Source organism: Staphylococcus sp. mip270_02 (genome assembly GCF_054031535.1).
Window position 1 is genome coordinate 268698 of sequence record NZ_CM132934.1, and the last position, 15989, is coordinate 284686.

The window sequence follows — 15989 nt, forward strand, 5'->3', positions numbered from 1 at the left end:
CTTAACAACACGGTTAAGTTTTTGTAGTATTTTAACTTTATTTATCAGTATCAAATATAGTTATAAAATATTAATTATTATCTATCACTGGCACGAGTATGTGTGAATCGTATTCACCACCAGTATAAATATTGTGTATCCCTTTATTTACTGTTTCGTCATGTTCATAACGTGTTTTGAGTCCAGGCGTACTATTTCCTTTAACAACTTCGCTTGCTTTGACAACGACTTGAATACTTTCACCTTGCTTGAATAACGTACCAGAAGGTAAAATTTCGATTTCTACAGATACGATTTCATCTTTATTGAGTTTATCTTCTCTTTCATGTGTATGCCATGGTTGTAGCGTTGTGGATTTATCTTGATCTAATTCACGGTGAGAGACACGTAACCAACCTGTCGCAACTTGCCCATCTTCAATATGGTTAAAGTCTGGGAAGTTCACTTCTTCGTCTTCGCGATTTAATTTTTTAATACCTACAAATAAATCCATGTCGTCTGCTTCATCTGCTGAAACCCATAATTTTAATTTCATATTGCCTGTAAGTTCTGTGTCTTGGTCAAATACTGTGCTAAATCTTACTTCGTCTTTGTCTTCGACTTCACTATCGTATGAAACTTTAGTTGTATCTTGAGGTTTTTCAGTATTGAGTGACATTGTTTGACCATCTAAATATAAAGCAGTTGCAGTTGTATTTGGTAATGGGAAATCAGTCGCATATTTTGTATAACCTTGATAAAATTTATCTCTGACTTCGTAGCTCACTTTAGGTGTATCTTGCCAATCGTTGTCGATACCTTTGAGGTAATAATCAAAGAAATCTTTTTGTTGTTCAAGAGATTCACGTTCATAGTAAGTTTCCCATTCTTTACGTCCGTGTATTTTAAGCCATTTATCTTTGGAAGAAGCTTGTTTAAAGCCTTCAAATGTTCCACGATTATGCAATCCTTGTGTAGACCAACTTGCACAAACAAACATTGGCACTTTAATGGCAGAAAGATCTGCTTGTTTGCCTTTCCAATAATTATCAAAAAGAGGATGATTTTTTTGAGCATCTTTTAAATTTTCTATATCTGCGTCTGGCCATCTTGCTACGATACCTTCATACCAAAATCTATAAAATCCAGTATCTGGTATACCACCATGAAAAGCAATTTCGCGATACATATCATTTAAGCCTTCCCAAGGAATCATTGCTTTAAGATGAGTCGGATTTAACGAAGCTACCCACCATTGTGTAACTGCTAAATAAGAAACACCATTGGTACCAACATTGCCGTTACTCCACTCTTGTTGACCAGCCCATTCAATTACCTCTGCATAGTCTTTTGCTTCTGAAAGACCCCAAGGGTATAAAGATCCTTTTGATTTAGCGCTACCGCGTAGCGCAACTTTAACAACTACATAATCATTAGGAACCCAAAAACCAGGATCTGGTGATTCTTCAGGCGTGATGCTTGAAGTTGGTATCGCTCCTAACGTTGGCCATATTGCGCCCATATTGGTGATTTTTGGTTTATTATCTTTACCGTATGTGTCCGCAGAAATCACAACTGGAAATTTTCCTTCTTTATTTGGACGAATGACATTAACATATAATTTTGCACCATCTGACATTGGTACAGCAATGTCTTTATCCATAATCATTTCTTGATTGCCATATTGAATACTATCAACAACGATATGATTTGTACCTCCTTTAATATCTTCTATTGGAGTCGCAGTTAAACTAGGGTTACCTAGCATTTGTTTAGTCATTTAAATCATTCCTTCCATATAAAATAATTACTTGTTTTTCAATACACTTTTACCTTATATTCATAACAAGTAATAAACAACAAGCAAGTGTATGATAACTGTTTGAAAAACAACAGTCTGTATAATATTGTTGTCTAAAAGAGCATATTAGAGGAGGAAAACCTTATGGTTCAAGACCGTAGAATACGTAAATCTCAACAAACAATTAAAATAAATTTTTTAGAACTATTAAAAACAGTTTCCTTTGAAAATATCACTGTACAGCAGCTTGCTGATTTGGCAGATATAAATCGTGGTACTTTTTATGCTTATTATGTAGATAAATATGATTTATTAGACACTATGGAAAATGAAAAAATTGATGAGCTTCAAAGATTTATAAATCAACAACATAAAGCTATTGGAGAGAATAATCCAGCTTATATGGTTAAAAGTATTATGACTTATTTGATTGAACACATTGATGCAAATATAGGATTCTACAAAACAATGTTTAGTATTGGAAAAGTTTCAATGTTGCAAGAGAAGTTACATATGCTTATTCAAAACCATCTAAGCACATATAAAAGTAAAGACAATAAAATAGGAGATATGCCTTTCGACTATTTTATGAGTTATGTTTCTGGAGCAGGAATTGCACTATTGAAACATTGGGTTCAAGATGAGAAAAGAATTAAAAAGGAGGATTTTATTCATTATTTTTATAATATTGTGACAGAGGGGACAATAGGCGTTGTTAAAAAATCAGTTTAAAAGTATTTTATGTTTAAATTTCTATTATTTTTAATGAGTCACTATTCCTTTACCAATTGAGTAACATTAAAAATGGCCCATTACATAGCATAACTATGAATGCGACCATTAAGCTGTTTTAATCATTTAGTTGTCTAATTGACTGTATGAAACTTAATATTTCTTTCAGTCTTTTTTATTTATGATTGCTTTTTTAGATGGAATAGGCACAATGAAACTAGAAAAAGGTAATTTACTTATTAAATAAATCGATAACACTGAAACACATAATACAATGATATATGAAGCAACAAATGTTGATGGATTATTTACTATATCAACATATGGAGTTTGTCTGTAAACCATAATTATAAAAACGTGGATTAAATAAATCCCCATAGAATAATTACCTATAACCGTTAAAGTTTGAGTTAGCAATGAATAATTTTTTATATGATTATAAAATATGATTAATAAAGCAAGAAAAATTGGTATATATATGATATTAGCAACATTCGTCGAACCATATAAATTTGTAATATCAATTTTAATAATTAAATCGATAAATAGAAGTATCCCAATAATCTTGAAATATATTTGGTATTTTAAAACGATATCATTAATTTCCTTATAATACTTCGCATAACCGATACCGAGGAAAAAGAAAGATATCCAATTTAAGATAAATGCTTTACTATTAACAAACGTATTCAACATTTCACTATGCAAAGTAACTGTTCCACTACCATAGCTTAACCAAAGCACATTAATAAGCGTTCCTATTATATATGCAATAATAAGTGGTGCTCCTTTTTTCAGTTTATGCACAAAAGGAAATAATACATAAAATTGAATCACTACTAAAATAAAGTACAAATGAATTTCTGCAGTCCCTAAAAGATAATATTTAATTATTGGTGTTCCTGCTGGATAATATGTATTCGATAAAAGCATTCTCAATATGATATATAAAGTAGTCCAAAGTAGATAGGGTATTAAAATTTTTGTGAATCTAGATTTAATAAAATAAGGTAGTTCAAACTCACGCTTTAGTGTCGAGCTTGTAAGTAAAAAGGCACTAATTACTGCAAAAATAGGTGTCCCTAACCTCGCTATTTGATTAAAATAAGATAAAACTGGGTCTGTAATAACCCCATTAGAATTATATAATTGCGCTGTTAAATGTATACAAAGCACTAACATCGTTGCTATAGCTCTTATGACAGGGATTTCTCCATAATATTTCATAAACTGCACCTCTAAATTTGTTATAAGCATTTTGTAAATTTAATAAAATTACAACTAATTGATGATAACATTTATTATAAAACTAAAATACAACTAATGTTTAATTATAATTCGAAATATATATAATTAACCTACAAATAATTAAGATATGTTTATATTCGTCCCCTCGGCCAACTATAATAAGTAGCTCTTTTATGATTTTCAAAATATAAGATGCACTTCATTTTCTTACTGTTAATATAATTGAAAAATTTTAATAAAAAAGAGGACAGGATGGAAACTAAAATTTTCATATTAGTTTCTTAACCCTGTCCTCATAGTATTGACTAGATTGCTATCATATGTTTATTTGTTCGTGATAAATTATGCTTTTATATTTTTAGGAATAATAATTTGCGCTACAATGATGCCAATAATCATTAGAGCTACACCTGTAATCATTGACCAAGCAGCTGCTACGCTAGCACTATTTGAAATTTGCAATGCCGCGAAAATAGTCGTGTACATTGCTATACCAAAGGCACCGCCTAAAGTGGCACTCATTTTATAAAGACCTGATGCAAGCCCGACCTTTTCATCAGGAATAGTTAATATCGCAACAGTTAAACCAGGCGTTGCACATAAACCATTACCAACGGCACAAATGACAAAACCAAACGTGACTGCTGCAATATACCATTCAGACGGTAAAGTCGTTAAACTAATGAATATAATGCCAATTGCAGGAAAAGCTGGCCCTAATAGTAACATTGGTTTTCCACCATGCTTCATCGAAATCTTCTCGCCTAAACGAATCATTAAAATTGCCATAATTACGTAAGGTACCGTTACTAATCCTGATTGGAATGAACTTAACCCTAGTTCAGTTTGGGCATACATATTAAATACAGTTGTAATACCTACAGCTGAGTTTAAAACAAAATTAACCACAGATGATCCCATTAAACCGCGATTTCGGAATAACTCAAAATCTATAAACGGTAAATGTTTACGACGCTCAAAGAAATAAAATATAATTGTTGAAATAACAAAAATACTTAAGCAAATCATTGAAAAAAGACTTGTCCACCCTTGTTCAAAGCCTTGTGTTGCAAATAAAGTAATACTGCCTATAAGCACCGCAAATATTAACATACCTATATAATCGAAAGGCCGTTTGTCTATAACTTCCTTAGCTTCTTCTTTCGTACCAAGTAATAACACAAAGGCAATAGTTGCAATAATGATAGACAATATAAAGTTAGATTGCCAATTAATATATGTAGCGATCAATCCTCCAACCATGGAAGCCAAACCTATACCACCTACACTACCAATCATTAAATAACTGAACGCCCTACGTAATGCTTTACCATTAAATTGATCATTGAACACACCGACCGTTGAAGGTAATAATATAGCTGCAGAGATCCCTTGTAAAATTCTACCAATAAGTAGTAATGCTGTAATATCAGAAATAATAATTAATAGTGACCCTATGATGCTTAAAATAATACCAATATAAGTCATTTTTAAGCGGCCAATTTTATCTGATATATCGCCCGCACCGACCATAAAAATACCCGTTGCAAAAGAAGTGATACTCACAGATAAATTCAAAATTCCTGGAGTAGTATGATAAGTCTGTTGAACTGGTGTTGATATATTTATAAACGATTGGGCAAACAGCCAATACGTTAATATACTTAAGACAATTGCTAAAATCAATTTATTGCCAGAGCGTGAATGTTCGCTTGTGCTCATGATGTAAAACGCCTCCTAATATCAATAATAAAGCTAGAACAACGAAAGTTTCTTAAAAACCTCTCCTCATTCTGCTCCTAACTGATAATATCACATAAGCAATAAATTATCGTGAGCATTATAAAGTTTTCAATTAATTTTTAGCAGTATTTTTATATTTTTAACTTATTTAAAGCCTAATAATAAATTAAGTGTTTGCACCACACCATCTTCATTATTATTTTTTGCTATTAAGTTAGCTTCTTCCTTCAATTCTGGATATGAATTGTCCATCGCCACTTTATATTTAGCCGCTTTAAACAAATCAATGTCATTTAAACCATCTCCAAATGCTATTGTTTCTGTAGGACTAATTTGGAGTAACCGTTGTATTCGACGAATTGTTGTACCTTTGTTAACGCCTAAATCTGCAATATCAATCCACTCATCATCAGAAGCTATAATATATACTTCTGATTCATAATGTTTTATTTGGCTAGCAGTAGTCTTACAATTTCCCGTAGCATCATGAACTGAAATTTTTAAGAAATCATCTTCAACTTCAGAGAAATCATTGATATATGTCACGTTTTGAAATGATCCATGCACAATTTTCCTTTCAATTTCTGGAATATGATTTAATACATAAGCTCCCTTTTCAGTACAACCTAATATGGTTTGTGTTTGGTCAATATCTTGAATTGTCTGTATAATTTCTTTCCCTTTTTTATTTTCAATTTTAGCATTATAGATAAACTCTTCATTATATTTAATCCTCGTTGCACTATCTCCAACAATAAATGTATCTTTGGACAACTCCCCAATAATACTTTCAACACGCTCACATTGTTTTCCAGTACAAAAAACAAAACGGATTTGATGTGCTTCACAATTTTCTTTTAATAATTGAAAAGATTCACTATTAAATTGACTGTCACTATTTAAAAAAGTACCATCCATATCTGCAACAATAAGCTTAATATTCACTTCAATGCACCCCTACGATTCATATTTATGCTAATTATATCTATTTGTTAGTAAAAAGCATAATATTCATATTCTATAAAACAAGCATTATATTATTAAGTAAAAAATAGATAACTTTTACCATATTAATAGTTGATATATAATAAATATATAAATTTATTATGTAGAAATCATACAAACAACACTTTTATTTAAAGGGAGCAAAATATAATGGAGCTCAGACATATGAAGTACTTCGTGGAAGTGGTTAATTTAAAAAGCATGACCAAGGCAGCGTCAAAACTGTTTATCACGCAACCTACTATTAGCAATACAATCAAATTATTAGAAGATGAATTAGATGTTACTTTATTTCACAGATTTAAAAATCAAATTTATTTAACAGACGCCGGCGAAGCGTTTTTCTTCCAATGCAAAGAGATGCTAAAAATGTATGACAACATTCCTAACGATTTAAGCAATTTACTAGAAATGAAGTCCGGCCATTTAAAAATAGGCATACCCACTATCATTAATATACGAAAGTTAATCAATTTAATTTCTCAGTTTCATGAATCTTATCCAAATGTAACTTTTCAACTTTTTGAAAACGGAAGTAAAAAAATTGAAAATGATGTTTATTATGGAGATTTAGACATGGGTATCACCGTTTTACCCACTGACACTAAAATTTTTAGTACCTTTTCATTTTTAGAGGAGTCTTTAAAACTTGTCGTACATAAAAACCATAAACTGGCAGATAAACATATGATAGATATAGAAGATTTAGTAAATGAAGAATTTATTTTATTTAATTCTGACTTTTACTTAAACGATAAAATCATTAATATTTGTAGAAATCATGGATTTAATCCAAATGTTATTTTTGAAACAACACAGTGGAGTTTTATTGGAGAAATGCTTTTAAATAATATGGGCGTTTGTGTGCTACCAGAAGGGATTTTAGAATTATTAGACTCTGATTTAACAGCAATAGATATCAATGAAGCATCGATGAAATGGGAGTTAGCACTTATTTGGAGAAAAGATACAATAGTTGATTCACTTACTAAAAACTGGATTAAATTTATACAAGAGAACGTTTTATTGAATGATTAAAGAATAAGGTATTTGTAAATTTTATACCTTTATAAATTATAGATATTTTATAGTTATAACTGCTCCTCCTATAATTTAATGTGTAATAAATAATAGAAATGGGAGCTAAGTTATGGAAAATTGTAAGTATCCGAACGACAGTAAAATCATTAGTACTGATCAAGTATTAATTAATGATTTAAACAATTATAATACCTTATTTGGTGGCGTATTAATGAAAAAAATTGATAATAACGCTACTTTATCAGCACGAAGACATGCTCGGGTTAAAGAATGTGTGACTGCATCCACTGATTCTATAGAATTTTTACATCCAATTACCCAATTAGACTCTGTTTGCATTGAATCTTATGTAGCTTACACAGGTGAAAAATCAATGGAAATATTTTGTAAAGTAATTGCAGAAGATATGATAACTGCTGAACGAAAAATAGCTGCAATTGCCTTTTTAACATTTGTTGCTCTAGACGAACACAAAAAACCGATCAAAGTAGCAAATATCACACCTCAAACACATGAAGAAAAATTATTGTATACGCATGGAGAAGATAGAGCAAACATGCGAAAGAACAGACGTCGACAAAGTAAACACCTTATTCAGTCACTTAATACAGTTAAGCCGTGGGCATTGGAGGTTGTAAATAAATGATAAGTGAAATGGAAAAACTACAACAAATTAAAACGAATCTATCTCAATTACAAGTTCATTCACCCGAACTCTACTTAAAATTAGAATATATTGCCAGTTTAACTAGACAACTAAGTATACATTATAAATATTTAGGGCTACTTATGTTTTCAGAAGACTCATATGTTATTCAGGAAAACAGACCCACTTTAATTAGGGATTCTGTTTTAAGTTTATATGAACAAGAAGTTGAAAAAGTAAAAAGTAATGAAGCATTTAGTGATTTCTATACCATGATACAAAAATTTCAAGATATAGCTTATTCCCAAGTGTTCCTCATTATTTTAGGGGCTGAACCTAGCTTCGTATTCCACAATACAATTATTAAATAATTAGAACAACCTTTTAAAAAATGAGGTGTACTTAATGAGCATATCCGAGTGTAGATATGTATGCGTCAAAAATAATCAATCCTTTACAGTAGGTAAGCTATATTGGTTATTTCCAACAGATGTTACAACTTTAGATGAAAATTATTCTTACGTTTCCAATGATGGCCAACTATTAACAGAATCATATAAAACAAATTATTTTATAAAAGCTAATAATTTAGTAAGTCATAGTTGTTAGTATAAAACATCCGTAATATCTTTATACCGATAATACAACATCACTCCCTGTTCCCTAAACCGCCAATAGTAATTAAAATTAAACACCAAAACGCCGTTTCCCTTATCCTAGCGTTTTGATTCTGAAACTATATATGATAAATCATTGGATATTCGTAGAAAATAGGAGAGTTACAAGTTAACTATTCCAATAAAAATGATAGGAAGATTAAAGAATATATTATGAAACAAGAAAAAGTATACTTATCTAAAAATTAGTAAATTAGATAAATATACTTTTTCTATAAAAGTTAATAATTTTTTTTAAGCATATCGCTAAATGAGTTTCTACCTATAATATATTTTGAGAAAGGGATGTGTGATAATAATAAAGCAATCCCTAAACTAAAACCTAAAGTAAACAAAACCAACAATAATACAAATAAAACTGGTATTTGTACAAATGAAGCTAGCCCTCTAGATAAGTACGAATTAATCAGAGGATGCGATAAATATATAAAAAATGATACTTCACTAACCACTAATAATGAAGTTAATTTATACTTACCTAGAACTTTCATAACATATAAAATCATTAAGAACGTAAATACAGTGTACAAAATAAGATCAAATCTATTGGATTGGGCATATGTTACATCCATAAATTTATAAGTTATAATGATGGGTACAATCGATAAAATCCATAATCCAAATAGAAACCATATGTATTTTTTAACTAACGACATTATGTAGCCATAATTTTTTCCTAGGTAATAACCGAATGTAAAATAAAACAACCAATACGGTATAGCAGTTCTTGAATAAAAAGGATGGAAATCTATCCACCATTGCAAATATGAATCATTTGTATAAGCAAGAAATGAATGAATGAAACTAATCATAAAAGTCACAAAGATTATTAATATTGGATTAGTTTTATTTAAAAATTTATATAGTAATAAATGTAAAATATAGAATTGAAAAATGACTATTACAAACCAACCATACCAACTGCCATATAATACATAAGTTGTAAATATATCAAAATAACCCCTGGTTTCATTTGTATTGAGATAAATATTTAATGAATAAAAAGCCCCTATCAATAAATAAGGTATTAATATAAATTTAATCCTTTTTTTAAAAAAACCTTTAGGTAAGCCGTCAGAATAACGCATTGATAGTAATATTTCTGATAAAACTATGAAAGCAGGTGTAGCAAATAGGAATAATATTCTTAAAAATGAGCTTATTGATTTACTAAAATCTGTGGTGTGTGGATCGTTGATTAACCCAGGAAACGAGTGTAGAGCTACTATAGATATACAAAAGAAAGCTCTAGCATATGTAATTTCTATTTTTTTATCCATTCTGTTCCCATCCTTTGAATTACTTTACATTATAAAATAAGGGTTATAGAGTGAATTATTTTTGTGAGAAAATGAAGTAACTATTATAATCGAAACATGAATTTAGCTTAGAAACTAATATTACTTTTCTAGTTTTAGCTAAAATTGAACAATACATACAATAAATTACCTTATTAACGTTCAAGAGTACAAAATTCATCCTATATAATAATTTAAAAAGTGTTAAAGATTTAGGGAAGTCTTCTTCTTTTTTAAAGATCAGACAATAACTCAAATTAAATCTTTAACACTTTAGTTATAACGTATTGCCTTAATTTATTCTAAGTAAATTTTAGTTGAAAATTATATTCATTTATTTTCCATCACTTCATAGAGACTTGTCCAATATGGTGTGTTCTTTTCATAATTATGAATATTATTAAATTGAATATCACCGAACAATCTCCTTTTCTCTCTTTGGTAAGCTCTCTCATATAACATCTTAGTTTTACTATTTCTTATTTTATGACCCTTTTCAACATCTTGAATAGCTATAATTTCTTCAAATGTTTTTGGCATAGGTCCTGCATGGGGCAATAGATTTACATTTTTACTAAAAGTTAATATCTGACGCGCTTTAAACGAATCATTCACTATACTTTTTTTCAATGAAATTGAAGCAATGTTCCCTTCTTCTGTTGTAGCCTTTATATTAGCGATAAGGTTACTTATGTTATTAGTATCGGATAGCTGACCAATTAAATATAATACTTTATTATTATATTTGTCAGTTGGAACAATATTCACGCCACTTATATCATCTTCAAAAAACCACTGAACCACATGCTTACTTGATTGCCCATAGTCATAAGGACAGAATTTTTCTTTAGCTTTTAAATACTCATAACTCGGTTCTGGATGACTTAAAGAATACTCCACTAAGGAGATTAAATTTGTAGTATTTTCAGCAATATAACCTGGTAATTCATCTGTTGTTAAGTTTAAACCTCTAACATTAGTATATTCTTCAATGTCGTACAAATAATGTATGATTGGCTTTTCTGTTGGAATAAAGTCAAAGAACACACTGGAATAATCTGAAATTAGTACATCTACTATGCCCATCAAATGGTTCGTTGAAATGTCTCCAGGAGGAATAATAATATTTTTGGGAAAAGTTACATCCTTAAGTAACGATTTCGTAATGCTATGCCCCCTAAATAAAATATTAACATCCATTTTAGATAATTCTTTTAAATCATAAATCAATTTACCAATATCAAAACCATTACTTTCTTTCGTCTCTCCACGCCAAGTCGGAGCGTATAATACAATACTTTTATCATTATCTATATTCATACGTTTTTTTAGTTCAGTCTTTTGGGCTTCAGTAGTATTCAAAGTCGTATCGATTCTAGGATAACCGACTTTTGCAACTTCACCAACATGAATCCCACCAATAGAATAAGCTGATTTTTGTTTGTCTACCATAAATTGATTAGGCGCTATAATATGAGTTGCTTGCAATAAATTCCTTGTACTACCCGCTACTCCTACTTTACTACCATTACTGTCGCGACCAACAGTTTTGTAAAAAATACCATGTGTAGTCTGTAAGTATTTTTGTTTAGGTTTTCGTACGAAGTAATCAGAGAATGTCGAATTACATATTAAATATTTTGATTTAGCAATATATTTTAAATAAGCATCTGAATTTTTCTTAACAAAAATAATGTTACTTTTACTTCTCATATATACGGGGATATTATCAAACGAATTAATTACCCAAACATGTATAAAAGCGTCATAATTTTTATTATTATCAAGATAATCAAATATAGCGCGAGGGTTCCCTACAACGCCCGCTCCGCCCATACTTTCATAAAAAATCATATTGTCTTCTATTTCATAATAATTATAGCTTTGAGCATATCTTACTGAGATTGAGTCTAGATGCTTTTCGTAAGCATTTTTTGACATATAACTTGGTTTTCTAAATAGCTCTGCTTCATTATATGCTTCTAATGCTGCTGCTTTGTCACCTATTTTTTCTAACATATATGCTAATCTTCTAAAATTATTTGGTCGGTGTGTTTGTTGTCTTATGATTGCGTTTTTATATGCTATTGCTGCTTTTTCATAATTTTCTATTTCTTCATAGCATAAAGCTAGTTGATAATACCAAGGAGACCTAGCCTTATTCAATTCTAATGCTTTTTCAAAATAGTAAATTGCTTTCTCTACATTACCTATTTTTTTTATAAGCGTAGCGATTTTAAAATGTAACTCTGGATTATCATTTTCCTCTTCTAATCGTTCTTGATAAGCATTTATTGCTTGCGTATAAGATTGTGCTTTTTCATGTACATAACCAATTCCCCATTTCTTTAATAATGGATCTTCAGTGTATTGTATTGTCTTATTATAACTATTTTTCGCATCTTCAATCCGATTTAAATCATACTCATGTTGTCCTTTTCTATAAAAATATGCGCTTAGTGACTCATTTGTTAAACTTACGTCGCTATCTATCAATTTAGAAAAGTAATGGATTGCTTTAGCTTTCTCATTCATCTCTTCAAAATAATTAATTAATTGAATTATTTTATCTGTATCACTAGAATTTAAATTTACATACTTCTCCAAATATTTTACTACATTTTTATTATTATTAATTTTACGATATGCGCTTACCAATTCTAATAAATATTCACTATTATTCGGTTCTTTTTCTAAGTCGTTTTCCAATAACTCTATAAGTTTTTGATACTCTTCTGTATTTTTCAGACATTTTTTTAACTTCGTTTTGATTACGACATTGTTTGGTTGGTAAGATAAAATAACATTAAGATGATATTTAGCTTTTTTATAATCTTTTTCTTCAATCTCTAAATTTGCTAATTCATTAAGCGCTTTTGTATCTTTTTTATTGACTTCTATATATTTTTCTAGAAATTCAACACTTTTATGGTTATTACCTAGTTTTTTATATAACATCGCTTTTTTATAATATATGTTTGCTCCATTTTCCAAACCATGTTTAATTGCTTTATTCATATAATGAATTGCTTCTTCCCACTTTTGTAACTCTATAGCTAAGTCCGTTAAATTAGAATAATATTCTTTTGATCCTTTTAAAATTGGATGTAATTCCTTCAGGTTTTGATACTCAGCTTTTTTATTCTTACTTTTTTTGTTCAACCTATATTTTACTATTGCTTTGGGAACATTATAGATTCCATTTAATTTACTCACATTATTTTTTACACGATATTTTACAAATTTATTTATTCTTCTTTTTTTAGGTGAAGTGTTTAAATCAAAGCTAATATTATCATAAGTTTTAGTAAAATATGGGCGTACATATTTAAGTTTCATATTATTCAGTTTTATGTTATTCCTATTATTGCCTATACGAATAATATGGTGTTGTGCATCTTCTTGAATTTCTAAACTCACATCATATATTTCATTATAGTCAAATAATTCAGGGTTAAATTCTGCAATAATGTCAAAAACATTATCTCTGATTTTAGTTACTTGTACAGATTGTTTAGTACAAATTTTGTTCTCTCTATCGTTTAGTGAAGATCGCTTATAAAATAGAAACTTAAAGTTTGGATGATGGATTTTACTTGCTTTCAACTCTACTCTTGTTGTTAATTGATAAATTCCATTTTCTAAATCGACATTTGTTAATTTAACTGATGGTGCAAATACTTCTTGTTGTGTTTTAATCTCATTAAACAAGTTTTGCCAGTTCTTAACAAAGTTATCATAAGAAAACTCCTGGGCTTTTTCTAATGATTTTTCAGAAAATTGTTTTTTCTCTTGTTCATGCTTAGAAAGATATATATTTATAAATTTAGCCAATTGGTCAACATTTCCTTCTTCTACTAGATAACCATTTATTCCATCTTGGATCATATCGCTAGGGCCATACTTAATGTCATATGAAATAACAGGTGTGCCATTCGCAATGCTTTCTTGAATAACTAATGCAAACCCTTCGTATAATGAGGTAAGTAATGTACACTCTGCCTCTTGTAATACTTGGTCGATATTGCGTGTATAACCTTCAAGTTTTACATTATCTGTTAATCCTAGTTTGTTAATTAGAATTTGCAAATTTTGACGCTCTTTACCTTCTCCATATATATGAAGTCTTGCCTCAGAATTCTCTTCTACTACCTGTTTAAATGCTTGAATAGCCTGATTTATCCTTTTTTCTTTATGCAACCTTGATACCATAACTATTTTGTTTTTTATTTTTTCTTTTTTAATATATTTAGTTTCAATTGCATGGGGGATTACAAAGTAATTTTTTCTATACCCAAAGCGATTCGTTATATCTTGCTTTTGGGATTCTGTTAGTAACACTAAGCCATCTATTTCATTCAAATTATTTAATACTGCTCGGTTACCTTCTCTCACAATATCTGTGCCCGGTCTAATATGAATACTATGCGTCATAAAGATTTTTCTTACGTATTGATTTTTAATGCTCAATATTGCGTCATCCATGCCCCTTGCCTCACTAATTAAATACGTATAGGGCTCTTTTATAAATAAAGATATAAAATATGTTTTGAATTCATTAAAAGATGTAAATTCAATTATTTCTTTATCAAATAAAGTGATTTTTGCTATTTCATTTCTTCCATTTTTATTTTCATAAATTCGACTTTCAAATATAGATTGATCCTTTCTATACAAGTCTTGTTTTTTTAAATATTCATCTTTATAGTAATTAATCGAGAATAAACATTCATCGCTATCTAATGTTATTTTTTGAATCATTACGTCGTTTGAATATTTCTTAATTTCTCTAAGTTTATTCTTATAGTACTGAACACTATAGATTTTTTCTTTTTGATCATAATATTCAACTTTATTCTCATTTATAGATATTTTTTCTAAATTACTATCTGGTTTAAATGTATATTTCACTAATTGTTGACTAGTAATTTTACTTTTAAAATATTCATTTATATTTATAAATCTAGCTTTATTATCCAAATTATATCTATGGACAATTTCGTCTTTTATAATGTTATATTTCCAATCCAAATGAAATGTTAATATTAATGGTTTTATATTTAGTTTATCATTTATAATACCAACTTTATTTAACATAGATGCTGTTAATCCACCATGATTTTTATCCAACCTACTTGTTATAAATATATATTCATTCAATAAAATCCCTCACTTCATTTAAAAAAATGCCTGTTTATCAAATATTAAAAGTATTTTGTTAATAATTTGTTTAATCTACTATTTAGGTAGTTAATATGATTCCTTGAAATGTATTTTTCATTCTAAAGATATGTATACGAGAGAAGATATTAACTTATAACAACTACGTATAATTAGATATATATACAGAAATCGTTATGAATTTATGATTAAAAAAAATAGCAAATTCCCTATTCATGTTCACCTATTAAAAAAGAAAAATTATATAAATTCATTATAAAAGTTTTTTTGAATAAACGTAACTGTCGCACATTTTTAAAACTTGAAAAAAGCTGTTTTAAATCCGCTCTTTTTTAATATACGCATATATATTATTATTATTTATTTCTATAAAGCTCAGTTTTTGAGTTGTCTTTATTTCATTATTTATTCTTGCCATAAAATATCCATTAATAAATAAAAAGGGTGACGAATCACAAATTATTACTTCTCCCTCTAACTTTTCATAATCTTTATAAACAGATTCAATTAGTTTTTCGTTCTTAATTAAATCTTCATTATTTAACATTAACAACTCATTATTATTGTAATTATAATAGTCTTTTTCCATAAATCGTTGCTTCATCTTACTTCAAACTCCTATATTTGTAGTTTTTAAA

General features: G+C 29.0%; 11 protein-coding genes. 4 read left to right on the top strand and 7 right to left on the bottom strand.

The annotated features are described in order from the left end of the window. Positions 1–70 precede the first annotated feature (70 nt). Entirely contained in the window at positions 71–1759 is a 1689-nt protein-coding gene (locus tag ACW5YJ_RS01160; RefSeq protein ID WP_171915335.1) for a CocE/NonD family hydrolase, read from the bottom strand. 165 nt (positions 1760–1924) lie between these two features. On the opposite strand from ACW5YJ_RS01160, the gene ACW5YJ_RS01165 reads away from it, so the two are divergent. After that, positions 1925–2512: a TetR/AcrR family transcriptional regulator gene (locus tag ACW5YJ_RS01165; RefSeq protein ID WP_171915333.1), complete on the top strand. Its 588-nt coding sequence runs from the start codon at positions 1925–1927 to the stop codon at positions 2510–2512. Between the two features lie 165 nt (positions 2513–2677). On the opposite strand, the gene ACW5YJ_RS01170 is transcribed toward ACW5YJ_RS01165, so the two are convergent. From ACW5YJ_RS01170 to ACW5YJ_RS01180, 3 genes are all read right to left on the bottom strand, one after another. Further along, on the bottom strand, positions 2678–3739 hold the full coding sequence (locus ACW5YJ_RS01170; RefSeq protein ID WP_171915775.1) for an acyltransferase: 1062 nt from the start codon (positions 3737–3739) through the stop codon (positions 2678–2680). Positions 3740–4102: 363 nt separating this feature from the next. After that, positions 4103–5482 (bottom strand): MFS transporter, encoded by a 1380-nt coding sequence (locus ACW5YJ_RS01175; RefSeq protein WP_017723635.1) that lies wholly within the window; start codon positions 5480–5482, stop codon positions 4103–4105. 165 nt (positions 5483–5647) lie between these two features. After that, on the bottom strand, positions 5648–6448 hold the full coding sequence (locus ACW5YJ_RS01180) for a Cof-type HAD-IIB family hydrolase (RefSeq protein WP_457338351.1): 801 nt from the start codon (positions 6446–6448) through the stop codon (positions 5648–5650). 210 nt (positions 6449–6658) lie between these two features. Here ACW5YJ_RS01180 and cidR point away from each other — a divergent pair, with 210 nt between their 5' ends. The 3 genes from cidR (at position 6659) to ACW5YJ_RS01195 (ending at position 8566) form a co-directional block, all read left to right on the top strand. Next, a complete protein-coding gene (gene cidR / locus ACW5YJ_RS01185) occupies positions 6659–7546 on the top strand; it encodes a cidABC operon transcriptional activator CidR (RefSeq protein WP_017723637.1) in 888 nt (295 codons plus the stop codon). A 112-nt stretch (positions 7547–7658) separates the two neighbouring features. Beyond that, positions 7659–8195, top strand: a complete 537-nt coding sequence (locus ACW5YJ_RS01190; RefSeq protein ID WP_017723638.1) for an acyl-CoA thioesterase — start codon at positions 7659–7661, stop codon at positions 8193–8195. Then, positions 8192–8566, top strand: coding sequence for a hypothetical protein (locus ACW5YJ_RS01195; RefSeq protein ID WP_017723639.1), 375 nt, complete (start codon positions 8192–8194; stop codon positions 8564–8566). Before ACW5YJ_RS01190 ends, ACW5YJ_RS01195 begins: the two co-directional genes overlap by 4 nt. Positions 8567–9093: 527 nt before the next feature. Here ACW5YJ_RS01195 and ACW5YJ_RS01200 read toward each other — a convergent pair. The 3 genes from ACW5YJ_RS01200 to ACW5YJ_RS01210 form a co-directional block, all read right to left on the bottom strand. Continuing rightward, a complete protein-coding gene (locus ACW5YJ_RS01200; RefSeq protein ID WP_171914979.1) occupies positions 9094–10152 on the bottom strand; it encodes an acyltransferase family protein in 1059 nt (352 codons plus the stop codon). Between the two features lie 348 nt (positions 10153–10500). After that, positions 10501–15330: a CDP-glycerol glycerophosphotransferase family protein gene (locus tag ACW5YJ_RS01205; protein ID WP_426432868.1), complete on the bottom strand. Its 4830-nt coding sequence runs from the start codon at positions 15328–15330 to the stop codon at positions 10501–10503. Between the two features lie 337 nt (positions 15331–15667). Further along, positions 15668–15955: a hypothetical protein gene (locus tag ACW5YJ_RS01210; RefSeq protein ID WP_171917050.1), complete on the bottom strand. Its 288-nt coding sequence runs from the start codon at positions 15953–15955 to the stop codon at positions 15668–15670. Positions 15956–15989: the final 34 nt, after the last annotated feature.